The sequence below is a fragment of the Neptuniibacter sp. 2_MG-2023 genome (assembly GCF_030547495.1).
Taxonomy (GTDB): Bacteria; Pseudomonadota; Gammaproteobacteria; order Pseudomonadales; family Balneatricaceae; genus Neptuniibacter.
The window spans coordinates 132,122-158,548 of record NZ_JAUOQC010000005.1; the positions used below are offsets into that span (position 1 = coordinate 132,122).

General features: G+C 43.1%; 24 protein-coding genes. 7 read left to right on the forward strand and 17 right to left on the reverse strand.

Features of this window, described 5'->3' with window-relative positions; all coding sequences use genetic code 11:
- Positions 1 to 78 precede the first annotated feature (78 nt).
- Together Q4486_RS06885 and Q4486_RS06890 are read left to right on the forward strand one after the other, a co-directional pair.
- A complete protein-coding gene (locus Q4486_RS06885; protein ID WP_303416154.1) occupies positions 79 to 906 on the forward strand; it encodes an NAD-dependent protein deacetylase in 828 nt (275 codons plus the stop codon).
- Between the two features lie 84 nt (positions 907 to 990).
- Positions 991 to 1,272 (forward strand): peptidylprolyl isomerase, encoded by a 282-nt coding sequence (locus tag Q4486_RS06890; RefSeq protein ID WP_303416152.1) that lies wholly within the window; start codon positions 991 to 993, stop codon positions 1,270 to 1,272.
- On the opposite strand, the gene Q4486_RS06895 is transcribed toward Q4486_RS06890, so the two are convergent.
- The gene (locus Q4486_RS06895) at positions 1,273 to 2,709 is read right to left on the reverse strand and encodes a sensor domain-containing diguanylate cyclase (RefSeq protein WP_303518876.1); all 1,437 of its coding nucleotides are present in this window, start codon (positions 2,707 to 2,709) and stop codon (positions 1,273 to 1,275) included.
- A 176-nt stretch (positions 2,710 to 2,885) separates the two neighbouring features.
- Between Q4486_RS06895 and Q4486_RS06900 the strand changes: the two genes are divergently transcribed.
- Entirely contained in the window at positions 2,886 to 4,058 is a 1,173-nt protein-coding gene (locus tag Q4486_RS06900) for a cytochrome-c peroxidase (protein WP_303518877.1), read from the forward strand.
- A gap of 138 nt (positions 4,059 to 4,196) precedes the next feature.
- Positions 4,197 to 4,475 (forward strand): hypothetical protein, encoded by a 279-nt coding sequence (locus Q4486_RS06905; protein ID WP_303518878.1) that lies wholly within the window; start codon positions 4,197 to 4,199, stop codon positions 4,473 to 4,475.
- Between the two features lie 141 nt (positions 4,476 to 4,616).
- Here Q4486_RS06905 and ilvN read toward each other — a convergent pair whose 3' ends face one another.
- Positions 4,617 to 5,111 (reverse strand): acetolactate synthase small subunit, encoded by a 495-nt coding sequence (gene ilvN / locus Q4486_RS06910; RefSeq protein WP_067862709.1) that lies wholly within the window; start codon positions 5,109 to 5,111, stop codon positions 4,617 to 4,619.
- Between the two features lie 2 nt (positions 5,112 to 5,113).
- Complete coding sequence (locus Q4486_RS06915; RefSeq protein WP_303416148.1) at positions 5,114 to 6,835, reverse strand: acetolactate synthase 3 large subunit; 1,722 nt, start codon at positions 6,833 to 6,835, stop codon at positions 5,114 to 5,116.
- A gap of 459 nt (positions 6,836 to 7,294) precedes the next feature.
- On the opposite strand from Q4486_RS06915, the gene Q4486_RS06920 reads away from it, so the two are divergent.
- The gene (locus Q4486_RS06920; protein ID WP_067983930.1) at positions 7,295 to 7,561 is read left to right on the forward strand and encodes a hypothetical protein; all 267 of its coding nucleotides are present in this window, start codon (positions 7,295 to 7,297) and stop codon (positions 7,559 to 7,561) included.
- Between the two features lie 76 nt (positions 7,562 to 7,637).
- Here Q4486_RS06920 and Q4486_RS06925 read toward each other — a convergent pair whose 3' ends face one another.
- The 10 genes from Q4486_RS06925 to rluD all read right to left on the reverse strand — a co-directional run bounded on the left by Q4486_RS06925 (position 7,638) and on the right by rluD (position 17,577).
- Entirely contained in the window at positions 7,638 to 8,423 is a 786-nt protein-coding gene (locus tag Q4486_RS06925; protein ID WP_303518879.1) for a response regulator, read from the reverse strand.
- A gap of 131 nt (positions 8,424 to 8,554) precedes the next feature.
- Positions 8,555 to 9,235: a hypothetical protein gene (locus Q4486_RS06930; RefSeq protein ID WP_303518880.1), complete on the reverse strand. Its 681-nt coding sequence runs from the start codon at positions 9,233 to 9,235 to the stop codon at positions 8,555 to 8,557.
- A gap of 117 nt (positions 9,236 to 9,352) precedes the next feature.
- On the reverse strand, positions 9,353 to 11,932 hold the full coding sequence (gene clpB, locus Q4486_RS06935; protein WP_303518881.1) for an ATP-dependent chaperone ClpB: 2,580 nt from the start codon (positions 11,930 to 11,932) through the stop codon (positions 9,353 to 9,355).
- 170 nt (positions 11,933 to 12,102) lie between these two features.
- The gene (locus Q4486_RS06940) at positions 12,103 to 12,429 is read right to left on the reverse strand and encodes a hypothetical protein (RefSeq protein ID WP_303416144.1); all 327 of its coding nucleotides are present in this window, start codon (positions 12,427 to 12,429) and stop codon (positions 12,103 to 12,105) included.
- Positions 12,413 to 13,369: an ATP/GTP-binding protein gene (locus Q4486_RS06945; RefSeq protein ID WP_303518882.1), complete on the reverse strand. Its 957-nt coding sequence runs from the start codon at positions 13,367 to 13,369 to the stop codon at positions 12,413 to 12,415. The genes Q4486_RS06940 and Q4486_RS06945 overlap by 17 nt, the downstream gene beginning before the upstream one ends.
- A gap of 201 nt (positions 13,370 to 13,570) precedes the next feature.
- Positions 13,571 to 13,921, reverse strand: a complete 351-nt coding sequence (locus Q4486_RS06950) for a hypothetical protein (RefSeq protein ID WP_303518883.1) — start codon at positions 13,919 to 13,921, stop codon at positions 13,571 to 13,573.
- Positions 13,918 to 14,880, reverse strand: a complete 963-nt coding sequence (locus tag Q4486_RS06955) for an ATP/GTP-binding protein (protein ID WP_303518884.1) — start codon at positions 14,878 to 14,880, stop codon at positions 13,918 to 13,920. The genes Q4486_RS06950 and Q4486_RS06955 overlap by 4 nt, the downstream gene beginning before the upstream one ends.
- A gap of 316 nt (positions 14,881 to 15,196) precedes the next feature.
- On the reverse strand, positions 15,197 to 15,823 hold the full coding sequence (locus tag Q4486_RS06960) for a M15 family metallopeptidase (RefSeq protein WP_303416140.1): 627 nt from the start codon (positions 15,821 to 15,823) through the stop codon (positions 15,197 to 15,199).
- 47 nt (positions 15,824 to 15,870) lie between these two features.
- Complete coding sequence (gene pgeF, locus Q4486_RS06965) at positions 15,871 to 16,602, reverse strand: peptidoglycan editing factor PgeF (RefSeq protein ID WP_303518885.1); 732 nt, start codon at positions 16,600 to 16,602, stop codon at positions 15,871 to 15,873.
- Positions 16,603 to 16,608: 6 nt separating this feature from the next.
- On the reverse strand, positions 16,609 to 17,577 hold the full coding sequence (gene rluD, locus Q4486_RS06970; RefSeq protein WP_303416138.1) for a 23S rRNA pseudouridine(1911/1915/1917) synthase RluD: 969 nt from the start codon (positions 17,575 to 17,577) through the stop codon (positions 16,609 to 16,611).
- 155 nt (positions 17,578 to 17,732) lie between these two features.
- On the opposite strand from rluD, the gene Q4486_RS06975 reads away from it, so the two are divergent.
- Entirely contained in the window at positions 17,733 to 18,653 is a 921-nt protein-coding gene (locus Q4486_RS06975) for an outer membrane protein assembly factor BamD (protein WP_368389431.1), read from the forward strand.
- A 126-nt stretch (positions 18,654 to 18,779) separates the two neighbouring features.
- Positions 18,780 to 19,613 carry an ammonia-dependent NAD(+) synthetase gene (nadE, locus tag Q4486_RS06980; RefSeq protein ID WP_303518886.1) on the forward strand — a complete coding sequence of 278 codons (834 nt, stop codon included), beginning with the start codon at positions 18,780 to 18,782 and terminating at the stop codon, positions 19,611 to 19,613.
- Between the two features lie 104 nt (positions 19,614 to 19,717).
- Here the strand turns inward: nadE and thiO are convergent, their stop codons facing one another.
- The 4 genes from thiO to Q4486_RS07000 all read right to left on the reverse strand — a co-directional run bounded on the left by thiO (position 19,718) and on the right by Q4486_RS07000 (position 26,423).
- Complete coding sequence (gene thiO, locus Q4486_RS06985) at positions 19,718 to 20,803, reverse strand: glycine oxidase ThiO (protein ID WP_303518887.1); 1,086 nt, start codon at positions 20,801 to 20,803, stop codon at positions 19,718 to 19,720.
- 77 nt (positions 20,804 to 20,880) lie between these two features.
- Positions 20,881 to 21,435: a GspH/FimT family protein gene (locus Q4486_RS06990; protein ID WP_303416132.1), complete on the reverse strand. Its 555-nt coding sequence runs from the start codon at positions 21,433 to 21,435 to the stop codon at positions 20,881 to 20,883.
- A 51-nt stretch (positions 21,436 to 21,486) separates the two neighbouring features.
- The gene (locus tag Q4486_RS06995) at positions 21,487 to 21,879 is read right to left on the reverse strand and encodes a type IV pilin protein (protein WP_303518916.1); all 393 of its coding nucleotides are present in this window, start codon (positions 21,877 to 21,879) and stop codon (positions 21,487 to 21,489) included.
- Entirely contained in the window at positions 21,879 to 26,423 is a 4,545-nt protein-coding gene (locus Q4486_RS07000) for a pilus assembly protein (RefSeq protein WP_303518888.1), read from the reverse strand. Before Q4486_RS07000 ends, Q4486_RS06995 begins: the two co-directional genes overlap by 1 nt.
- Positions 26,424 to 26,427 lie beyond the last annotated feature (4 nt).

The following is a 26,427-nucleotide window of genomic DNA, read 5'->3' on the forward strand; positions in this document are numbered from 1 at the left end:
AAAACCGCGCTCTCTAAACCAAGAGCGCGGTTTTTTCGTATAAGGTAGACTACAGATACCGTTTACGAGTCAATTTTGATGAATATCTCAACCTACGCAGAGCAGCTAGCCGAGTTTATTAACCAGCACCCACGGCTAGTCGTCCTGACTGGCGCAGGTGTGAGCACAGACTCGGGAATCCCCGCCTACAGAGATAAACAGGGTAACTGGCAGCACACAGCTCCCGTACAACACCACGAGTTTATGAACAGCCATTATGCCCGTCAGCGTTATTGGGCACGGAGTTTACTCGGCTGGCCAATGATTCGCGATGCGCAACCCAGTCCAGCCCACTTAGCCCTATCCAAGCTAGAGCAACTAGGTCATATCCATTTGCTCATTACACAAAATGTCGACCGCTTACACCAAAAAGCGGGAAGCCATCAGGTTATCGACCTGCATGGGCGTTCCGACAAAGTAAAATGCATGCAATGTTCGCAGCGCTACAATCGAACCTATATCCATGAAATCAGTGCTCAGGCAAACCCTCAATTTGAGATATTTGAGGCAACAGCAAAACCTGATGGCGATGCCGACTTAGAAACCGATCAGTTTAAACACTTTAAAGTGCCTGACTGCGCTGAATGTGGAGGCATTTTAAAACCTGACGTTGTTTACTTTGGGGATAATGTACCTAAAGAAACAGTCTTTAGCGCACTGGATGCACTGGAACAAGCCGATGCTTTGCTCACTATTGGAAGCTCACTGATGGTTTATTCTGGTTTCAGGTTCTGTAAAAAAGCCGCAGAAGGGAACAAACCTATTGCCGCACTTAACTTAGGCGTCACTCGCGCTGACTCCCTACTCAGCTTGAAAATTAGCGCACCCATTAGCGAAACACTCACCGCAACACTACCACTACTGTGAACACAGTCACCCGTCTATAGAATCTTTCTGCAATTAATACCCTTTTGCAGTAAAATAGAAAGATATATTTTAAGGGGTAGAATCATGGCTAATCGCGCCTGCGCACGACACATATTGGTAAAAACACGCGACCAAGCAGAAGCAATCAAAAAGCAGTTAAAGCGAGGGGCTGATTTTGGGAAATTGGCTAAAAAACACTCCTTTTGCCCTTCCGCCAAACGTTTTGGTGATCTAGGAGAGTTCCGACGCGGCCAGATGGTGAAACCTTTTGATGATGTTGTCTTTAAAAAGCCGCTTCATATTGTTCACGGCCCTGTAAAAACCCAGTTCGGCTGGCATCTAATCGAAACAATCTACCGTAAGTAATTACTCTTCCAATCGTACACAGTTACGACCATCTTGCTTAGCCTTATATAGCGCCATATCAGCGGCCAATACATGAGCATCTAAATCAAACAGACCTTGCTGCTCTGCCACGCCAATACTCAATGTCACCTCTTGCTGACACAACTGAAACACTAATTGATGCTCCTCGAGCTTAGCTCTGATACGTTCAGCAATTTGCGCTGCCTGTTCCAAACCCGTATCCGGCAATAAGAGGATAAACTCTTCACCGCCCCAACGGCCTAAACAATCGGTGGGTCTTTGGTTATCATCCAGTAAGTCAGCAATATGCTGCAATACCTGATCTCCCAATGAGTGCCCCCCTCTATCATTAATCGTTTTAAAATGATCCACATCGATCATCAGCAAAGAAAGCGGCTTACCACTACGTAGATGACCACTTTTAATCCGCTCATAACGTTCCGTAAAAGCTCGTCTATTTAACAGACCTGTTAATGGATCTTGCCAAGCAACGCTCTCCAGCTCCTGCTGATAATGGTTGATCGCTTTTAAGAGCAGTGCGAGAACAACACCCGTCACAACAAAACTGACAAATAAGGTAATAAACAGCGGTGGGAAAAGCGCCTCATCAACCTGCCCCTCTTCCGCTTCAACACAGAGAATTAGATCTAACTCTTCTATATGGCGAGTATTTAGAAGATAGGTCTTTCCATCTTTTACATAGGAAAAACGTCCTTCGGGCTGAGACAAAACCTGTTCCACAACAGATTTAACACCCACCTTTTGATAAAGACTTTGCGGCTCAGCCCCTGCACGCCCCTGTAACAAAAGATTACCCGTCGGCGTTACGAGATAAACGTTATTACCATAACGAGCACGATAGTCAGAAAAAATCTGAGTAATACTTGCTAGATTAAGTCCAAGCCCTGTCGCACCAAGAAAAGTACCATCAGAGGTACGAATCTTAAAATTGATAAATATAGTTAATTCATCCCCGTTCGCTAAATCAGGGTCTAGATTTAACTCACTATCGCCAGGTAGTTGGCGTAGATGAAAATACCAATCATCGCGCGAATCTTTCTCCGAAACCTGCTTAAGCACCCCCCCAGCATAGTAATAATTACGAGTTAAATCTGAGACCATAAAAGCAGTAAACGCACCATATTTCTGTTTAATCTCATTTAAATAACGGGTAACCGCCGCAGAGTCCCTCTCCCCACCTAAAATCCAATCTTCTAGAAACGTATCATTCCCCATAAACGAGGAAACCGTTCTTGGTTTAATTAAATCCCGCTGTACTTCAGCATAAATATTATCGCTTGTTAACGGCATCTCATGCTCAACTAGCGAATTTAAGGCCGCTTGCCGAGAAAGATAAAAACTGACGCTAGCCGTCAACATGAACCCGACAATAATAAGCAGACTGACAACCACAAGCATACGCTGTTTAAACTTCACGAACTTCCACCTAACCCTTTAAGCCCATTTCAGCTTTGTTAAAAAATACCAAGATAAACACCGTATTGATGTTCTGAATCTATAATATTTGATGGGTATCAATATAATAAAATCTCAAAAAAGGGTATTATTGATAACGGTTATCAATTACATTCACATTATCGAATATATTTCATATGCATATACGCACTCGCCACAATATCTTGCCTTTCTTGCTATTACTACTTGCTACATACAGTAATGCTAATGATACAGATGATACCCGACATACCCCAACTAAAGAACAGCTAGGGCAGCAGTTGTTTTTTGATACCAACCTATCCTTTAAGCGAACTCAATCCTGCGCCACTTGCCATTCCGCTAGTCATGCTTTTACTGACCCTCGCGACAATGGCGTTCAAGGTGCCTATTCACTAGGTGATGATGGTCATTCACTCGGTGATCGTAATGCCCCCACAGCCGCCTACGCAATGTTTAGCCCGGATTTCACATTCAATAAAGAAGGCAAATATATTGGAGGGCAGTTTCATGATGGCCGTGAAAGCAACTTGGCAGGCCAAGCGGGAGGACCACCTACGAATCCTATAGAGATGGGCATGCCCAACAAAAGAGTAATAGTTAAACGTTTGCAGGAAAATCCGTTTTATCTCTCTGCATTTAAATCACTTTATGGTGATAATATTTTCACCAATGCGGAAAACAGTTATGCAGCGATGGCCGACAGCATCGCCCATTTCGAACGTACTGAACTATTCGCACCATTTGATTCAAAATATGACCGCTACTTAAAAGGCGAATATAAGATGACAGAGCAGGAGGAATTAGGCCGCACGCTATTTTTCTCCCAACAATTCACCAACTGCAATCTATGCCATCAGCTGAATAAATCTCAGCGTCATCCACAAGAGACATTCACTAACTACGAATATCATAATATTGGCATTCCAACCAATATTGAGGGACGCAAGAAAAATGGTGTTCCTATTGATACAGCAGATACAGGCTTACTCAATCATCCACAGGTTGATGACCCTAAACAAGCGGGTAAATTTAAAGTCCCGACACTGCGTAATATCGCGGTAACAGCCCCTTATATGCACAACGGTGTTTTTCAAGATTTACGTACTGTTGTTCTGTTTTACGATAAATACAACAGCCGCAGTAGTAAACGCCAAATCAATCCCGAAACAGGACAGGTTTGGGCTACACCTGAAGTACCGCAAAACTTATCACTCAAAGAGTTAGAAACAGGGCCAGCACTTGATGATAAACGCGTAGATGCGCTAGTTGCATTTATGAAAACACTCACTGATAAACGTTATGAGCATCTGTTAAATAATAAAGAATAACTCCCCTAATCCTTGCACAACTTATCCATAGGCTGTTTTATTAATATTTTTCTAAAACAGCCAACAATTATCAGCTGCTGTTCAGCTTTCTTACCATAGAATACGAGTCATATTTTGCTCTGACTGTTGTAGAAAGCGATGCCAAAACTCATTAAAGATTTTCGTAACTATCAATTTGTTTATTATTGGTATGATAAAAGTGGGGGTAGAACTAGCCCCTATTTCCCTACGCTGAACCATGCAGAAGACTGGTTTGTGCAACAACAGCGCGTCAATTATTCAGGTCCTGAGCGCCGCAAACCTGCCTGTGATAAACATCACACGATACGAAGACGCGCTGCCGATACAACAATTAAAGTTGATTTAGATATATCTCGCGAGAAAATATCCGAGCTTAAACAACTCCTCATTGCCTAACATTCGGTCAGTTACCAGCCTCCTCTCCAATAATAAATAAAGATCTCTAGACTAAAAGCGCTACTAAAACACATCGTTGCGGCATAAAAAAAGCGGCATCCCGTTACCAGAATGCCGCTTGATTCTAACCTTTGTCTGAATTTATACGCTCAGAACTTTCTCACCACGGGCAATACCCGATACACCAGAACGTACAACTTCCATAATATTGGACGTCCCTAAGGCTTCGATAAAAGCATCCAGCTTACTGCTTGCTCCCACCAGCTGTACGGTAAAGGTATTTGGCGTCACATCGATAATAGTGCCACGGAAGATATCTGTCGTACGCTTAATCTCAGCGCGAACAGTACCATTGTTGGCTTTCATTTTAATCATCATAAGCTCGCGCTCAAGATGATCGCCTTCAGTCAGGTCAACAACCTTCACTATATCAATCAGCTTATTCAGCTGCTTAGTAATCTGCTCAACCACACGGTCATCGCCAATAGTAGTTACCGTCAAACGAGACAATGTCTCATCTTCTGTCGGTGCAACGGTTAGCGACTCAATATTGAAATTGCGCTGAGAGAACAATCCAACTACACGGGATAGTGCACCCGGTTCGTTTTCCATCAATACAGAAATAATATGACGCATGATTATGTTCTCTCCGTTTTGCTTAGCCACATGTCACGCATAGAACCACGCGGTACCTGCATAGGGTAAACGTGCTCAAACGGATCTACTGCGATATCCATGAATACCATACGATCTTTCATAGCGAATGCTTCACGCATAGCGCCTTCAAGATCCTCATAACGCTCAACCTTAATTCCTACGTGACCGTAAGATTCAACCAGTTTGACGAAATCAGGTAACGACTGCATATAAGACTGCGAGTGGCGGGACTCATAGTTCATATCCTGCCACTGACGTACCATGCCTAATGACTGGTTATTCAAGCAGATAACTTTAACTGGGATACCATATTGGCTAATGGTAGATAGTTCCTGGATATTCATCTGGATACTACCTTCACCCGTTACGCATACAACTTCCTCTTCAGGAAAGTTAAGTTTAACGCCCATTGCAGCAGGTAAACCAAAGCCCATAGTTCCCAAGCCACCGGAGTTAATCCAACGGTTAGGTTTGTTAAACTTATAATACTGAGCAGCAAACATTTGATGCTGACCTACATCAGAACAAACATAAGCATCACCATTAGTGACTTTGCTTAGCATCTCAATAACCTGCTGAGGCTTCATTTGCTTGGAGTCATCTGTTTTATAACGACCGCCATGACGACCACGCCACTCTTCAATCTGCTCCCACCATGTTTTCAGGCTTTCAGCAGATGGCGTACTTTTCGCCGCTTGCAGTTGCTCTAACATCTCTTTTAAGACCGCTTGCGCAGGCCCTACGATTGGCACATCAGCTTTAATCGTTTTAGAGATTGATGCAGGATCAATATCAATATGAACAATTTTTGCCGTTGGGCAAAACTTATCGGTACCGTTCGTTACTCGGTCATCAAAACGAGCTCCGACCGCTAAAATCATATCACTATGATGCATCGCCATATTCGCTTCATAGCTACCATGCATACCTAACATACCAATAAACTGAGGGTCAGTACCTGGGAAACCACCCAAGCCCATCAGCGTATTTGTAACAGGGCAACCTAACTCTTTAGCGAGTGCGATCAACTCTTTACTCGCATCACCCATAATGACACCACCGCCCGCATAAATAACGGGACGCTTGGCAGCCAACAGCATATCCACAGCCTTTTTAATCTGGCCGGAATGCCCTTTAGAGATAGGGTTGTAAGAGCGCATTTTGACACTCTTAGGGTATTCATACTCATAACGCTCTGTTGGGGTTGTCATATCTTTAGGGATATCGACAACAACGGGGCCTGGACGGCCACTCTCAGCGATATGGAACGCTTTCTTTATAATCTCTGGAATATCTTCCGGACGCTGAACACTGAAGCTGTGTTTCACGATAGGACGCGAGACACCGATCATATCGGTTTCTTGGAAAGCATCTTCACCGATCAGGTGTGACATAACCTGACCTGTAAGAACAACCATTGGGATTGAGTCCATGTAAGCCGTAGCAATACCTGTAACGGCATTGGTCGCCCCTGGACCTGAAGTTACAAGTGCCACACCCGCTTTACCGGTTGCACGTGCATACGCATCTGCCATATGAGTGGCAGCTTGCTCATGGCGGACCAAAATGTGTTCGACGTCATCCTGAGTAAAGATTGCATCGTAAATGTGCAGTAATGCACCGCCAGGATATCCGTAGATAAATTTAACGCCTTCATCACGAAGTGCGCGAACAACCATTTCTGCGCCTGAAAGTAATTCCACTTTATTCACCCTCTAACGACGTCAGTGTCTCGTTACTGACGAAATTAACAGTTTTTGTTTCTGTAACGTTGAACGTGCCTGTACCAGACAATATTTTTTGACTCTCTAGCGATCTCACTCTGAACCATTCCAGGGGTAGAGCTGAAGGTTCACGTTCGGGTGTGTGCCGGTGTTAGGGATCTCCCAACCGACAGACCTTTGAGAAACGGCTCACAGAAAGCTGTCTCCCTGAGTTTCGGGGTTACCTACACACTCAAGGCCTCAAAATTCGAGGCGGTAATTGTAGCCCATTCAGGTTGATTTTTTCAACCCAAAGGAGGGAAAACTGAGGCATTGCGCTTGTTTGTAGTAATCTACTACCCAGAACAGCCAGATCGCGTTATAGTTTTGCTATATAAAACTCAGAGGCGGAGCGCCAAAATCCAATTCGCTCCAACTATACGTGTACAGGAGATCCCTATGAGTATTGCTGAGATTAAAAACAAAGAACGCGTGATTAACGAACTGATGTCGTTCATACGAAAAGTACTTGTTGAACCTGAAATTTGCGAGACAGCACTAAAAATAGCTCGAGAGCATATAAATGATGATAATGCAGCGGTGGTTATCGCGGATGAGCTGTCATCAGTCACTAACATTAAAATACCGCTAGAACACAGCGAAGCCGATCGCCTTTTCCTTGAGGTGTTGATCGACGTAATAAAAGATGAAAAAGCACTATATTAAGAGAACAATCAATACCTATTAATTGATCTATAGGCTGCTTCTTGGCAGCCTTCACTATGCCAAAACACCCTCAGCATTAATCCGACTGTTTAGTCAAACTCGCAATATAATGCGTTAATACTTCTAGTTTTTCTGGATCATTATCAACGAACTGTATATCAACACTAATAAAATTCGTTTGTGTGCTTTTTTCGTTTGCCTGTAAACCTGAGATAAAACCATTCATCTGAGCAACACTATTACCATTCACCTGCTCAATATCAACCACTGACTGCTCAAGAAGCTGAGGTACTCCATCCTCCCGTTTGACCACGACTTGTACTGACTGCAAGGTTACCTCTTTAATAGCACAACGCAACACACCAGAAGCAACACGTAGCTGAGCTAAGCCTTTAGGTTTTTTCGCCGCCTTCGCCACGGCAGCGGTTTTTCCTGCCGCCAGCATTTGAGCTGCCTTTCGACGTGATTCTGCACTAGTAGTGAAACGCTTACCCACGTACTTCTTAATTTTCTCAACTAACTGCCTATCTTCGAAAGGCTTACCCATATAGTCGTTAACACCAGCTTGGATCGCTTTAAGCACATAATCTCGCTCCCCACGGCTGGTAATCATGATGAACGGTATATCGACATAGTTAGCTTGCTGACGAGCCCATTGCAGAAGATCCAAGCCAGACATACCCGGCATCTCCCAATCACAAAGAATAAGATCGTAATTTTCATTATTCATCTGCTTGCGCCCAGCTTCACCATCCTCAGCAGAATCAATCTGATACTCAGGGAAGTGCTCTTTTACAATCCGTGACACGTGATCACGAATAAATCGAGCATCATCAACAATCAGTACTTTAATTTGACTCATTCTTCCCCTCTACAACATCCACCCATTAACTAAAATTGGGCCACTCATCAGAAACAATAACGATCTTTTAGCCTATCAGGTATAACAAACACATTGTTTTCCGTCCAGTTAGGCTGCTTAAAAACAGAGAATCAACGATTTATGGCTGGAACCAGTAGTTGAGGGAACTGATATTTAAGCGCAAGGATAATCTGCTGTAGTTGACCTCGCGAACGAAAAACCAAAACCGTATCTTTGTCATCAAAATATGGCCCAAGCAGACCTGGCAAGCCTGAACCCACTTTATAAATGCTCTTATTGGTCAACCCAGTACATTCAAAAAAACCGGGGGATTCATTAAATAACCACCGCCCATGTGTAAACACAGGTAAACCTTTCGCTTGGGTCGATAAACAAAGCTTAGTCTGTTTCAGCACTAATGCATAAACGGTTCCGAGAGGGCTATGCTCAATAACAAACCCATTAGCAATAGGTGAACGACCCACACTCGTGGTTATATAGCCCCATTCACCCCCTGCCTTACTTGTAAATGCATAAACCGTTTTCTGTGGGTCATTAGCACTAATTTCATCACTATAGCGGTAGTAATTAACCAGTAGCTGGGGGTTACTCAAGTGATAGAAAGGTTCTTGATTCAAATTAGATAAGAGAGGCGATAGATAATCAGCATAAGGTGAAAATGCATATTGTGTGGGTAAACCGATCTCAATGGGCGTGACGGTTGTAACCTTTGAAATGGGCGGAGCCTGCTCTTGCGGCTTTTGTGTTGCACATCCAGCCAGTAATAAAAAAACTATAAACCATAACCGCATCAAAACCCTACCTTATCTAAAAGTAATAACAGACACTTAGCATAACGGATCGCCGCCAATAAAAAAGCCTGCGAAGATCAATTCACAGGCTTACGGCGTTACCCTTAGAGGTTCATACTATCGAAAGATAAACTCCCCTTGTTCCACATCTACAGCGATCTCTGTACCCGGTAGATACTTGCCCGCTAATATCTCCTGTGCCAACGGGTTTTCTATCCACTGCTGAATGGCTCGTTTTAACGGCCTTGCCCCATAGATAGGTTCAAAGCCTACATCCACCAGCTTATCCATCGCTGTGCTAGTTAACGTTAGTTTCAACTCGCGTTCAGCCAAACGATCTTGCAAATGCTGTAGCTGAATAGTAGCGATACCGGCCACCTGACTTTTCTTCAAACTGTGGAACACAACGACTTCGTCAATACGGTTAATCACTTCTGGGCGGAAGTGCATACCCACAGACTCCATTACCGCGTTATGCATGAGCTGATAATCATCGTCATCACTGAAGTTCTGAATAAGATCAGACCCTAAATTAGAGGTCATCACTACAATCGTATTGCGGAAATCAACTGTCCGCCCTTGACCATCAGTTAAGCGCCCATCTTCCAATACCTGCAACAGAATATTAAAAACATCTGGATGCGCTTTTTCGACCTCGTCCAACAGTAAAACAGAGTAAGGTTTACGTCGCACCGCTTCAGTCAGATACCCCCCTTCTTCGTAACCGACATAGCCTGGAGGCGCACCGATTAAACGTGCAACGGAGTGTTTCTCCATAAACTCAGACATATCGATACGCACCATCGCATCTTTTGTATCAAACAAAAAACTTGCAAGGGCTTTACATAGCTCGGTCTTACCCACCCCTGTAGGGCCAAGGAAAAGAAATGAACCATTAGGCCGATTAGGATCAGATAAACCCGCTCGTGAACGGCGTACCGCATTAGAGACAGCAATCACGGCTTCGTCCTGCCCGATAACTTGCTTATGCAGCTCTGATTCCATACGTAATAGTTTTTCTCGCTCACCTTCCAGCATGCGATTGACCGGAATCCCTGTCCAACGGGAAACCACCTCAGCGACCTCTTCCTCCGTCACTTTATTACGCAGTAATTTAGTTCCCTGCTGCCCCTGCTCTTCTGCTTGGGCTGCAGCGGCAAGCTCCTTCTCAAGCTCCGGAATAAGACCATACTGTAGCTCGGACATCTTCTGAAGATCACCCGCACGGGTATACTTCTCAAGTTCGATTCGCGCTAAATCCAACTCCTCTTTAACTTTTTGAGAACCTTGGAGCGCTAGCTTTTCTGCTTTCCAGACTTCGTCCAGATCAGTGAACTCTTTTTCGATGTTCCCTATAGTCTCTTCTAGCTCTTTCAATCGCTGTTTAGCAGCAGCATCTTTCTCTTTTTTAAGCGCCTCGCGTTCCATTTTCAACTGAATTAAACGGCGCTCTAAGCGATCCATATCTTCTGGTTTAGAATCCATCTCCATACGAATACGAGAAGCGGCTTCGTCGATTAGATCTATCGCTTTGTCGGGAAGTTGACGATCTGTGATATATCGCTGGGACAATTTAGCCGCAGCAATAATTGCAGAGTCGGTAATATCAACCGCATGATGAATCTCATACCGCTCTTTTAAACCACGCAAAATAGCAATCGTGGATTCTTCATCTGGCTCATCGACAATTACTTTCTGGAAACGACGTTCAAGAGCTGCATCTTTTTCAACATATTGGCGATATTCATCCAAGGTAGTGGCACCAACACAATGCAACTCACCTCGAGCTAATGCAGGCTTCAACATATTACCCGCATCCATTGCGCCTTCACCTTTGCCTGCGCCCACCATGGTATGTAGCTCATCGATAAACAGAATAACCTGCCCTTCCTGTTTAGATAGCTCATTCAATACAGCTTTTAGACGCTCTTCAAATTCACCTCGGAATTTCGCACCAGCAATTAGCGATCCCATATCAAGCGAGAGCACTTTTTTACGCTTAAGCCCTTCAGGAACTTCACCATTAACAATACGCTGTGCAAGCCCTTCTACAATGGCAGTTTTACCGACGCCCGGCTCCCCTATAAGTACAGGGTTGTTTTTAGTACGGCGTTGTAGAACTTGAATAGTTCGACGAATCTCATCATCACGTCCTATTACAGGGTCGAGCTTGCCTGATTCCGCACGTTCAGTAAGATCAATACAATACTTATCTAAAGCTTGACGATTACTTTCTGCATTAGGATCTTGCACTGACTCCCCTCCACGAATTTGATTGATAACAGCTTCTAGTCTGTCTTTGCTGACACCTGATTCGCGCAGCGCTTTACCTGCATCAGATTTATCATCTAGCAGGGCTAAAAGAATCAGTTCACTGGCAATATATTGATCACCCCGTTGCTGGGCGATCTTATCTGTCTTGTTAAAGACCCGTGCAACATCTTGAGAGAAACGAATCTCACCATCAGGGTTTTGCACACTCGGCAAACGGTCGATGTACTGTGCAGTTTGGTTTTTCAAACGCTGCATATCTGCACCCGCCTGAGCTAATAACTGCACAGCACTACCCTGCTGCTGATCTAGTAATGCTTGTAAAAGATGGACAGGCTCAATGTAATTATGATCTCGGCCTACAGCTAAAGATTGAGCGTCTGCCAGAGCTTCTTGCAATTGGGACGTAAATTTATCTGGACGCATATGCCCTCCGCTGATTAATCCAATTCACCCCGATCTTAGTTGTATTTTAAGAACAGGGAGGATTGAATGATTTATCGTATACCAGAGATATGAGGGTGAATCGGGTCGGCTTCAAGAGGCAAGTAAACAAAAATTAGATATTTCTTATATTAAGATGACTTGAGGCCATTTTACACATCAAGAAATCGTTTTTTATTCTGATCAATAAACTGACGGATCTGTAACGTATTAGTATCATGCTCACTTAAAAAGATAAGTAACGTATTAGGATCTAGCTGAAAGCCGCTAAATAAGCAGTCTCCAATTTCTAAGTGGGCTTCATCGTGACTTTTAGCGCTTTTTTCAACAGAGCGAAAGATATATGCCAATGCCTGTTTAGCAACAGAGAGCTGTTTTTTAGCTTCAGGAGGGAAGCTAGATGCCTGCACATCCCCACTCTGTAATACACAACCGTAGAGTATTAACCCTTTATCCTGCATTTCATGCCAAATAGTCATTGTCGATACTCCATTGCAACAAATCACCTGCCTGCTGCTTCAATACAGGTAGCGATATATCCTTATCTGATTTTAAACATAAAGACTGATTTTTATCATTAAAGACCGATAAGGTATCGACCTTAGGGCCAGCAATAACAACATTATTAACCGCACCTAAAAAACTCGCCTTTTCTGATATAGCATCAGTTAAACGATTAATATTGAGCAACAATGATTTAATAGAGGCATCATCAATATTAGAACACAGTACATCTTGCCCTTCTCCAATATGCATAGCGCCTAAAACCCCCCTCTTATTCATCGCGGCATCTAAAAGGGTTTCTTCATATAAAGGCTTATAAAAATCAAGGGAGAAACCATTAGTATCCAGTAATCGATCCCGAACCTGGTCCCAATCTATATCTCTTTCTACCGCTGAAATTAGCTCTTCAATAACACCTAAAATTGCTCGTGGGTCTCTAGCATCGACAAACATAACCGTACTCATAACCCCGAGATCTTTTAACTCGCTTAAATAACGATTGTAATCTGGGTTAGGTTCCACATCTGAATGAGTAACAGCAATAATCAGCCTACGTTTACGCAGGTAATCACCAAACGCTTTCGCATAAAAACGTATATCTCGAAAAGGGTCTTTGCGCGTATTGTCTACTAAAAGGACCATACCAATAGCGTCGTGGGCAAATTCACTGGTTAGCATATCCCACATAAAACGAAATCTTTCTTGACCAGGTGTGCCATATAGATGAACACGTGTTTCAGCATTTAAGTCTAAAACCCCGTAATCCATAACTATCGTGGTATTTTTCTTACGCCTAACAGTTACATCACTGGCCTGAGCATCCGTATCAAGTGTTTCAATATCACTGACTGAACGAATCGCTGTTGTTTTTCCTGAGCAAACTGACCCTGTGAATAGGATCTTATAATCCTTCATTCATGCATTCCTTATTTCAGAGGAACATTAGTAGTGCCAGTGTAGCAATACTCAGCTGAACGAAAACTAAAACACCTCAAAAAACATTCAGATTTCCATCTGATAAGATGATATTTATCGCATGCTTAACACTGGATTGATATGACGAATAAGTCGAACACCTTAGACAGGACGTAATAGATAGAGACTTTTAGCCCCTATCTAGGCGAGCATGCGCTCAACTTCAGCTTTTGCAATAAGATGCTGAACCTGCTGAATATGAGCTCTTACATTGGAAATATTAGTTTCTTTCTCTGATAAACAAACGAGTACTCTATTTGCTTTTAACAGAAAGCCACTTAAACGTTTATCACCTATTTCTAGGTGAGCCTCGTTATGTTTGCTTTTATGCTTACCAACATTTAAAAATATATAGCTAAACGTCTGCCTTGCAACCGTCTCATAATGTCGATTTGCTTTGGTAAAAGAAGATGTGGTCACCTCTTTCCCTTCAAGAAAACAACTACTTTCAACAACATTAGGTTTATCTATTGTTCCAAGTAATTCATTCATCGCCGACTCCACTGCAAAAGATCCACAGCTTGCTGTTTAACTACATTGATACTTAAATCTTTATGGGAACACAATCCAAGTGCCTGCTCCTCTTCAACAAACACCGAGAGGGTTTCTTGTTGCGGGCCATATAAAACCAAATCATCTATATGCCCTAAAAAAGAAGCCTTAGCTTCTAATGCAGTCACTAAATTAATCATTGAACGTAGTAATTCTTTATTTTGTTTACTACTAACATTAGAGCTCAAAACTTTGCGATCAGCCCCAAGGTGAATTGCGCCTGTAATACCTCGTGTATTCATCGCAGCTTCAAGTAATGTGACCTCTTCATCAACCTCAATAGCCGAGGAATCGCCCTCTCCATTCGCCTGAGGCATTGTGCTATTGACGGCTAGTCGCTGCTCTAGTTCAGACCAAGCAATATCTTTTTCTCGATGCCCAACCAACTCTTTTACTATTTTAAGTACCGAGGATGGGTCTCGTGCATCAATAAAAATAACGGTTGTAAACAAGCCCATAGCCTTGAGCTCTTGCATATAATAATCATGATCGGGCTCCGCTTTCTCATCGGAATGGGTGACGGCAATAATCAAACGGCGACGAACTATAAAGTCTCGGAACTCTTCCACATAAAAACGGATATCTTTAAAAGGATCATTACGCGTATTATCTACCAACAAAACAAGCCCCTCAGCGTCATGCACTAAGTCACTCATCATGACTTCCCACATAAACTTGAAACGCTCTTGTCCCGGCGTCCCATAGAGATGTAAGCGGGCGCTATCTGATAGATCAAGAACGCCATAATCCATGGCGATTGTGGTTTTTTTCTTACGGCGAATAGCAGAATCACTTACGCGGGCATCAGTATCAACCGTCTCAATATCACTCAATGAGCGAATAGCTGTGGTTTTACCTGAACACACTGAGCCTGTGAATAAAACTTTATAATCAGTCATTATTAATCCCTTATAGCTTCAAAATAACCAACACGAAGCAATAGACACTGTCACACAGAACAGATTAACTATACCTGAGCCATATCAGTGATAGCCACTTTCACAGCAATTTAGGCGGGAAGTACGTAAGAAGTAAGCTAATTCTTAGCCTAAATAAGAAAATTTGTACGTTAATCACTTAAGGTTTTAACAGATATCAGCCTAAATAAAAAATAATTATCCGATATTACTAATATAGTAAAAAGCCATAGACTCTTCCCGCAAAACGTGAAGAAGCCCTATTCTCATATCTCGTATTCATTTAAATAAAACACACTTATTCAATTATAAAGTCGAAATAGGTATCTGTATAAAGCTCACCCTGTAAGGTAAAGTGCCACCATTCATGATGATAAGGAACAAAACCATGTTGCATCATTAACCCTTGTAACAACATGCGATTAGCTCGAGCTTGACAAGAAATCGTCTGACTATCTATCCATGATTCAGCCCCAAAGAAATCAAACTCAGTTCCCATTTCCAGCTCTTCTCCGCTAGACAGGTCAATTAATGTCAAATCAACAGTACTGCCGCGGCTATGGCTAGAGTGACGAACTAAATACCCCTTACTGAATAGCTCACTTCTATCTAAATCAGGAAAGAAACGCGCTTGAGTCACACACTCGTTTTCCTCCTCACACCAATCAATAAAATGGTTAACAGCTCGCTGAGGACGGTAAGCATCGAATATTTTAAGACCTAGCCCAAAATGAGCGAGTTCATTCTGAACGCGGAGTAACGCCTGAGCCGCTGGGTTTGTTATCAAACCGACATTTCGTTCATAACCATTGATAGGAACGCCTACAAAGTTATCCCCAGTAAAATATTTGAGATCTATTAATAGGTTCGGAATTACTGTGAGCAGGTCCACAAACGATGCAGGCTTTATAGTTACCTCAGGCAAACTTGTCTCCTAATAAAGATTCATAAGATAAAGTTAGAAAACTTGAATTATTCAATCCAAATCAAACTGGCTAATCGTCCTGTTTCACCATCTCGACGATAGGAATAAAAACGTTCTGCATCTGAATAAGTGCAAAGAGAAGAGCTAGTGATATTAACAACACCTGCTTTTTTTAATCGCTGTGAAGCTAAAGAATAAATATCTGCTAAATACTTGTTATGGGTATCATCAATTTTAGAAAACGCAGATTGAGCTTCTAAACTAGAATCACAGAACTGCTCGTACACCTCAGAACCTACCTCAAAAGCCTTAGGGCCAATAGCGGGCCCAAACCAAACATGCAGATCGGATGGATCTGGGAAAACTTTTAACGTATTTTCCAATACCCCATTTAGCAAACCTCTCCAACCTGCATGGGCAACAGCTACTTTACTGCCTGCTGAATTGGTAAAAAAAACCGGCAAACAATCCGCAGTCATAACAATACAAGCTAAGCCTAGCTCATCCGTCCAACAACCATCAGCTTTACGTCGCACCCCATCCCCACACGCTTGAATCAAATCGGTACCATGTACTTGTGATAACCACTGCGGGGGGATCGTTAAGTTCAGTTCAGTTATCAGTTTTTGACGATTGTCCTGTACATCAACAATCCGATCAGACACATGATCACCAAGATTCAATCCTTGATAGACGCCCTGACTAACACCACCTAAACGTGTTGTAGTTAGCGCATGAACCTTGGAGGGAGCTTGCCACTTAGCCGGTATAAATTTCACGTCCTATCAAATCTCATCATTCGATGCTTCTGCGTCAACGGTAAGCACATCCAGCAAATGTTTAAAGTCATCAGGAAGGTCAACCTCCCAAGAAACCAACTCGCCACTATGTGGATGCCAAAGCTCCAGTTTTTTAGCATGTAAAGCTTGGCGTTTAAAATTCCGCAAGGTTTGCAGCATATCCTCACTACAACCTTTTGGGAGTCGAAAGCGACCACCATAAAGCTGATCACCCACAAGCGGGTAATTAATATGCGCCATATGCACACGGATCTGATGGGTACGCCCCGTTTCAAGCTTTAAACGAATATGTGTATGGGCACGTAACTTTTTCAATACGCGATAGTGAGTAACCGCTTCTTTACCTACACCGACCACCGCCATCTTCTGACGATGCTTAGAGTGACGTCCCATGGGCTCATCGACCATACCACCACCGGTCATTACACCATTAACAACTGCTTCGTATTCACGCCCCATAGAGCGCTCTTGTAACTGCGTAACTAACTCTGTTTGTGCCACGATTGTTTTAGCAACCACCATCAATCCTGTTGTATCCATATCAAGTCGATGAACAATACCTGCTCTAGGGACTTGAGCTATCTCTGGACAATGGTAGAGCAATGCATTTAATAACGTACCATCTCGATGTCCAACGGCAGGGTGAACCACTAAACCTGCTGGCTTATTGACGATCAGAATATGCTCATCTTCATAAACAATATCAAGAGGTATATTTTGCGGTTTATGATCTTCGATCATCTCAAGTTCAGCATCAATAGCGACAATTTCACCACCAAATAACTTATCGCGTGGGCGTTTCACGACCCCATCAACAGTTAGCGAGCCGTCTTTAATCCAGCCTTGTAGGCGAGAACGAGAGTAATCTGGAAATAGCTGGGCTACAGCTTGATCAAGTCGCTTACCAACGAGATCATTTCCCACTTGTGCTTGGAGTTGTATTTGATCAGACATCAGAACCTAGCAGAACTTTCTTAATTGTTAGGCCTGAGTGTGTTAACAGGCCCAACCAGTTGTGGTTAAATAGGCCGTTGAATTGCTTATAGCCTCTTTGTGCCCAGTATAACCGTTCGGGCCCGAGACTACACTGGGATTAATAAAAGATGCGAATGACCAAATTACTTATTATTGCTTTGTTCTGTTTTATGACAACGGCATGCTCATGGTTTGAAGATATCCAAGAGATACCGGATATCCCCGAACAACAGCTTTATAAAGAAGCTATGTCTGCGATGGATCAACAGAACTACGATCTAGCAATTGAGAAACTGCAACTGCTGGAAGCTCGCTATCCCTTCGGACGGTTTTCAGAACAAGCTCAGCTAGAATTGATCTACGCTTACCATAACAGCTACGAACCTGAAGCTGCACGCGCTGCCGCGGATCGATTTATTCGATTACATCCAAACCATGAAAATATTGATTACGCTTACTACCTCAAAGGCCTAACCTCCTTTGAACAAGATATCTCATGGATCACACAATATTTACCTATCGATGAGACACAACGAGACCCAGGCGCTGCGCTTGATTCTTTTGAAAGCTTCTCAACGCTGGTTAACCGCTACCCTGATAGCCAATATGCTCCTGACTCACAGAAACGTATGGTCTATCTAAAAAACCGTTTAGCCGCCTATGAAGTTCATGTTGCTCGCTACTATATACAACGTGAAGCCTTTGTCGCTGCCGCCAATCGTGGCCGTTACGTCATTGAGAATATGCAAGAAACACCTGCAGTTCCTGATGCTCTTGCCGTCATGATAGAAGCCTATACTCATTTAGGGCAGCAAGACTTAGCAGCAGATACCCAATCGGTCTTAGCTAAAAACTTCCCAGAATATCAATACACTCCTGTCTACAAAGGAGAAAAAACCTTATTTGATGCCGCAACCTTCGACCTTTTCAGTGACGCTAAAGAAGCCCCTGTAGCTACACCTATTAGAATGAGCCAAGAGGCACCAAAGCCTGAACGTGGTATTTTTAGCACTATCACATTTGGCGTCTTCGATGATGATGACGAAAGTAACTAATCCATCACAAAGGCACCTTAGGGTGCCTTTTTTAATGGCTAAATGCTAAAACATAATTTACCTACGACACCCAATTCAAGTAGCATAATCATATTGAAAGCGTTCAACTAAGCAGAGAGACTTACAATGCAGGCCGAAACCATTATTCAAGAGATGAAAGTTTTAGCGGAAGTTGACCCTACAACAGAAATCACGCGTAGAACTGCATTTATAAAAAATACGCTAAAAAGATCTAAGCTCAAAAGCCTAGTATTAGGCATCAGTGGTGGTGTGGATTCATCCACCTGTGGCCGACTTGCCCAACTTGCAGTAGATGAACTCAACGCAGAAAGTAACAGCAATGAATATAGTTTTATTGCTATGCGCTTACCATTTGGCAGTCAACATGACGAAGATGATGCTCAGATGGCTCTCGACTTTATTCAGCCCACACAGCGCATTACTGTCAACGTAAAACCTGCCGTTGAAGGCATTCATAGCGAAGTATGCACGTCCCTTAATGCTCTCGGTTTAAATAGAGCCTCAGAAGCTGCAGTAGATTTTGCGAAAGGCAATGTAAAAGCCCGAGCACGTATGGTTGCCCAGTATGAAGTAGCCGGCATAGTAGGTGCCTTAGTACTTGGTACAGATCATTCGGCCGAGAATCTAACTGGCTTTTATACAAAATGGGGTGATGGTGCCTGCGATTTAGCTCCGCTCTTTGGACTGAGCAAACGTCAAGTCCGTTTATTGGCAAAAACACTCGGCGCACCAATGGAATTGGTAGACAAAACACCAACAGCCGACCTAGAGTGCTTAACGCCACAAAAAGCAGATGAACACGCGCTCGGCCTTAGCTATGATGAAATAGACGATTTTCTAGAAGGCAAGCCCGTTTCTAAGGAGATCGAGCAACGTATTATCGATATCTATATAAAAACTGAACACAAACGCGCACCCATTCCAACCATCTACGATTAGGCCGACAACAGGGTAAGCTCTCTTTAACAAGAGCTCACCCGTGAACAGAATGGTACTGGATCTCTATCGGAGGTGAACCTTCTTCCAAAGCCTTATCTTAGAATTTATCGATCCACTCGATAAGGGTTGGCGGGGATGATCGTCTCCTGCCCCAATAAAATATCCACAAGCAAACGTGTAGATGCTGGCGCCAACACTAAACCATTTCTATATTGGCCGGCATTTAGATACAGGTTTTCAAATTCAGGAACTAAACCTATATAAGGTATTCCTTCTGGCGATCCCGGACGCAGGCCTGACCAATGGTGTTCCACTTTATAATTTTCTAACTCAGGAATAATACCTAAAGCTGTTTCATAAAGTGAGCTAGCCGCCTCTTCGGTGGTCTGCTTATTAAATCCAAAATGCTCAAGCGTACTACCCACCAATACTCGCCCATCATTCCTCGGAATAACATAACGCCCTCCTTTAAGAACGACGCGATTAACTAAGCCAGGAACCGCTTTAAACAACATCATCTGCCCATGAACAGGTTCAATGGGAAGACTTTTCCCTACCAGCTGGAGCAGATCAGCACTCCAAGCTCCCCCAGCTATAATTACATTATCGCCACGAACTTCTCCCTGATTTGTTTTAATACCTAAAACTCGATTTCCAGCGGTTAAGAAGCTTTCCACCTCATGATGTTCAAGCACAGTTACTTTAGGGTTTTTTACCAAACTTTCTCGTAGCGAACGACCTAATCGAGGATTTCGAATACTACAAACTTCAGGCATCCATAAGGCATTATCAACGTCTTTAGCTACATGGGGCTCTTTTTGATAAACAAAAGAGGCATCCACTTCCCGAAGTGGGCGATGGAACTTTTTCGCCCAAACAAGGGCCTCTTCATGATCTTCAACATCAACCATAAACATCCCTTTCTGGCGAAGCTCAGGGTCACAACCAGTTTCTTCAAGTAGATCTTGAGATAGATGTATATAACTACTTTGCGACCATGTAGCGAGCTGAGTAACAGCATCGGGATATCGCCAAGGGTACAGCGGAGAAACAATTCCTCCTCCCGCCCAAGAAGCTTCTTTTGCACAGGCTTTACGATCTACGATGGTTATTTCCGCACCTGACTGCGCCAACTCACGCGCCAACATCATGCCGATCACACCACCACCGATAATTAGAAAGTCAGACATATATAATTCCAACACATTAGAAATGGGCTATATTGTGCCGGTAAGCCAGCGTAGATACCATGAACAAGATCATTTTATTATAAAGTTTTATTACGTAAACGACCTGTCATTGAAAGAACTAACTCCGCCGAAAGCTCGCCTGTATCATCAACTATACTGAAAGTTCCATTATATCCTGGACTACTTCCATCAGATTGAAAAACAACCTTTTCTCCATTATTCCATGAAACTTCATTATGAGCTGAAAACGGAATAACTTTAAGAACACTGTCAGTTAAAGGGTTCCATGTCCCGTCGGTATCCTCATCAATATATACAAGCATTCCTGCCGGCCATATCAGTGAACCACTTCCGCTGTCACCCGTACAATTACTGTCCCCATCCCAACGACAAACAATGACCTCTTTGCGTGCGGTCAGAGCCACCATCCGTGCAAAAGAAAGGCCTCCTCGAATAGAAGACACATCTGCATCAACCTGTACTCTTGATAGTACTGCAGAGAAGCTAGGCACACCCACAAACAAGACGATTGAGAGCAAGGCTAACGCCAATAACAACTCAATAAGAGAAAAACCTTTTGAAAAACCAATAGGTAACGGCCAGCACCGACCGGAAGAGTATCCCTTTTCCATATATCCCCCCGCAATCCATTGCAGGTTGGTAAATTAAATTATTAGATCTTCCTACCAACAGTCAGATTCAGCTGCAGTTTTTTGTCCTATATGATTAATAGAAATATCACCACAACGATCACCCGCCATACCGTTCTTAGGTCGAGCTCTAATAGTATAAGTAGTAGCTGTTTGTACAGTCAGAGCGAGATCATAGAACTTATCATCACCATCCTTCGGTGCCTCATTATAAGGAAGCACAGCGCCAGCATAAGAACCATTCTCCGTAAAATCTCGTTCCATATGCTGAGCCAACGACAATAGATTCGCTTGCGCGTCAATCCTACGCCCTTCTGCAACACTTTCCTGATAGCTAGGGTAAGCTATCGATGCCAAAATACCGATAATCGCTACAACAATCATTAATTCTAATAAAGAAAAGCCCTGCTCACGTTTCCTTTGCATCACCTTACCTCTCTCCATCCTTTTCGCCCTTGGCTAAATGCCCCATTAAATTCAGGACAGGTAATACCAGTACTACTACTATTACTGAGACAAGCCCTTATAGTTGTCGAAGAACTATCGTCTTCTGGGATTTCATTCACAAAAGACCCATCCCCTAGGTTAGCAAACCCTCCACCTTGGAGCATTAAGCCAGAACCGATTTGATCCTCAACAATTGGGTTCCCATCTTCATCCGTAGTAGGCACAGCGACTAAATCGGAGGCAGTAAAGTTTCCATCCTCATCATAATCAAATGTAGTGCTATTTAATGCTCCACCTGTTTCATAATCTAGCGCCATAATCCAGCTACTACCTCCAGCCAAACAAGGGTCAGATGAAGGTATTTTGGTTGCGACAATCATTTGACCTATTCTTAACACCGGTCGAGTATCAACCAATTCACCTATTCCACCGGGGCCTCCCTGTACTGCACTCCATGCCAGATCTAAGTACCACCCTTTATCGGACAACTGCAACTCATTATCAGTTGTCACTCTAGCGCCATTAGCTCCAATATAACCTTCAAACAGTACTTCTTGCTGTAAAAGCTGGGTTCGGTCACTGATAACTGCACCCGTATCTAATACCCCATATAAAGATTGTACTTGAGGTGTGGCATTTATCTGGTTGTCGCCGCTCAGATAATAACTACCCGTACCAAACAGCACCATATGACGACCTTGACTATCAAACGCAGTGTTGACCGGCCCTGTGATCGGCTGACGTATTCCCGATGCATCTTTAGCAACAAAAAATGGGACAGGAGTTACGCCACTAAGCAAAGAAGCCGGTGGCGACCAGCTGGCAGGTAATGAGCTAGTAATATCGAAACGCCAAACATTACCCAAAGTATCTCCTACGATAATTCGGTCAGCTATTTTATCTCTATTTAAATCAACAATGGCTGGCTGACCCAGTCCGCCAGTAGTCGGAACAACAATATCTCTAATGATAGAACCATCAGCAATATTTAAAACCCAGATATGCCCTTCTGATACTCCATGAGAAAAGCCACTTGTGACTATTACGCCGAACTTCCCATTATGCAAAGGCGTTATATAAGGTTGCTGAATCAACACCCCCATATCTTCATGAGAAAACTCCCATAAAACTTCATCTTTAGTCATGTTTTCGGGATCACTAACATCTAATAGAGATACCCCAGCGCCACCAGCTCCAGGCGTAACAGCAACCACAGATTTCCAACCAGAACTAATTCCCGTTGGCACATCCACAGGATCAAACCATGCATCAAACACTCGAGGAATACCGTCAACATAATAACGATGGCTGTACTCTGGATAGACTAACTCATACAAATTACTAAATACGCCTGATGGCACATAAGCAAAGAGTTCTTTCCCGCCATCAGCTCCTAAGGATGCGTCGAATACATGAAGCATCCCATCATTCGCACCCACCAAAATAATAGGTGGTTTCGCAATATAAGTAGCTGATTGTCGATAACTGAGGTAATCACTGCCTACAGACGCAGGAAAAGGCGTTCCTAACGCGCTATAGCCATAGTTATTTTTATTAACGTACTGAGGTGATGAATTTACGATATCCCCCAAACGACTACTACGCTGACGAAAAGGATTTGATGTATTAATATTTGTTTGTTCTAGTGTACGGCTTCCTCGCAAATAATCTAATCGTTGTTGAGCAACAGCTTCTGTAGTTAAAGGACCGCTCGCTGGCGTCACCTGCAGCATTTCTTTCTGCTCAGCAGATAAACTGGCCCATTTAAATTCTACCCCTCCAGAATTTAAAGTAACGCCGGTTAAAGCGTCTTTAGCTGCATAAGTACTGGTAAATATTTTCCGATTGCTTAGATCAGCTTCAGGAATAGCATCCATTATGGCTGCTGCACTCCACGTATCAGCAGTATCCAATACGCCTGTAGAACTGATACCTCGGGCAACTAAGTCACCTGACCATAAAGTAGTATCCATAAGCGCATTGAATAATGCCGAGTCAGTACCTAAACGTGACGTATTCGCTGTCAACGCAGAAGCGGCACCACGGACAGATGCAGAAATTGAAGCAAAGGCTTCTGTTAACCCATCCACCATTTTCTGAGCATCACCTGCAGTGTAATAAGTATCCGCTCTTTTATAATCGCTGCCCGAATTAGGATCCAAAACATCTGTATTTGTATGCCACCACCATTCAGGTAACGGATCAGTTCTTGAGTAAGGATTACCTAGACTCTGCTCATCGCACTCGGTTCCTACAGGGGTATAGCTTGCTATAGAACAACTAGGGTGTTTGCGTACTTCAAACCCCCCGTATTTAGCAGTTAACCAAAATTGGTTATCTCTTTTGTCTTGAAGAACCTGCCCTTCCAGCACATCTACCCAGTAGGTCTGAACGGTTTGGGTACCGGCAAAATCATCTCGAATATCTGAAGTATTGGCATCGTAGGCAAGACCTGCCATAAATGCCGAGTTACTACGCCCGGAATAACTACCTGCCGCCGTATCAATACTAATACCTTCCAAATCAGCTATAAGATCTGTGGCAGTTCGTACATTAACTGTAGTGTCACTGCTAACTTCTGCGGGTTTTGTTGGCTCATTCGTGCTTGAAGTATTACCAGGCAAGTTTTTGTCCCTATGAGTGTTCACATCACCAATTCCCAATACCACGTTTTTCTGACAAGCGTATTGAATTGGGTCATCCCAACTTCTAACTACCGGAAAATTATCTACCCACTGCGAGATTGTTCCAGTGCTAGGTGAAGAGTTATGAGCAGGGGATTTAGAATAATATGCCGCAACATTTGATTGATTTTTATAATAACGCAACGCGGTGTAATACAGCTCACTAACAGGGTCGATACTTTTAAAAGAATTAGAATTAAGCTGACCAAACTTATTAATATAATTGATCACACCGCTATCATTAATGGTCACCCCATAATAACCAGCGGCATCGCTCGCATCACTCGCATCAGGATTTTGAATTAAAATACCGGTACTTTCATCCCACTCTTTATTTGGATTCGCTATTAACCCAGAACTAGGATCTAATTGCTCAGGCCCAACAAACTTTTGCTTAGCCCTCAATACACCGCCGTCTCGCAGGCCGTTATCATCATTTAAATAGCCAAATACACTATAACGTACATTATCGGAATAGCGTTGAATTAGCCCTTCAGGCTTCCAGTTCGAACCATACAGCCGACAGTTATCTTCAACACCTACGGCAGGATCGCATACTTTAACGCGTACGCTAGTTTCAAAACGATCACCAGATATAGCATGGTAAGCAATACCACCGCCTCCATCACTCTCAACAATACTCAGATCATCAATATAATAATCTGACCCACCATGAACAAATAAATAGTTAAAATCTGAATGAGATGAAGATGAACTGCTGGTGACGCTTCCTAACTCTGTACCGCCTTCATTATAAACGGTTAATTTAAACTTATTCCCGGATACAGATTCAAAAACAAAACTATACCAACTCCCTGTTGGTCGACTAATCGAAACACTACTCCCTAGCGTATTAGAACTAACAGATGAACCACTTTTAGTACGCTTTTCTACCTTGATAGAACTACCGGAAACCGAAAAACCATAACCATTCCCATCACTATCAGACAAAGCTAATCGATCAGAACCACCGTTAGTAGGCCCGCCGACAGGACGATAGATCCGCCCAGTAAAGATAAAATTATCATAATCAACACTACCTGAATCAACTACTTTTATCCGCGCACCATTTGGATCGCTGTTTGTTTTTTTCTTAAGAGAAAAACCTCCCGCGTCATAGGAATACTCAGAGCTGCGCTCAACCGTACCAGAACCAAATTGAGTCATAGATATAGAGCCAAAGTCAGTATCACTAAAGACCGGGGCATCTACTCCTGGAGCTGTGTTTGAAAACCCGTGTCCATTAGGTAACTGAAAATCCATTTTATTACCTTCACCGTTCACATAGGTCGTGATACTTGAAGTAGAAAATGGCGTAGCATTATTAACAACAGCCGCACCAGAGATCGTTCTAGTTGGGAAAAGGCTACCTTGTCCCGTATGGCGTGCTTTTTCAATCCATGTCTCTGTTACTGTATCTTTAACTCGATACCCACCAGTTAACGCCCAACGAAATGGGTCAATTGTTGAGGTCGCAGCCCAATTTAGATAGTTTCCGCTCCAGACATCCCCTGGACAGGTATAATCTGCGCTAACACTAACTGGATAAAAATGTCTCTCTGATTCTGTTGCACTGTACTCATACCCATAGCACTTATTTGAATCAAAATATCCTACGCTTTTAACCGTCTCATCATAGTTCCCCAAGTTAGCAACACTCATTACTGTCGGGTACTCAACAGATGGTGTCAGGGCTAAATTGCCTGGAACATTACCTTCACCCAAAAAAAGCGGGGTTTGGGCAACGGTATCAGCGCCGCTATTAGCAGAAAACAAAATACCAGTAGAAACAAGCACAGAGACTAACCAACAGGGGCTTGTATGTATAATTTTTTTCATTGAA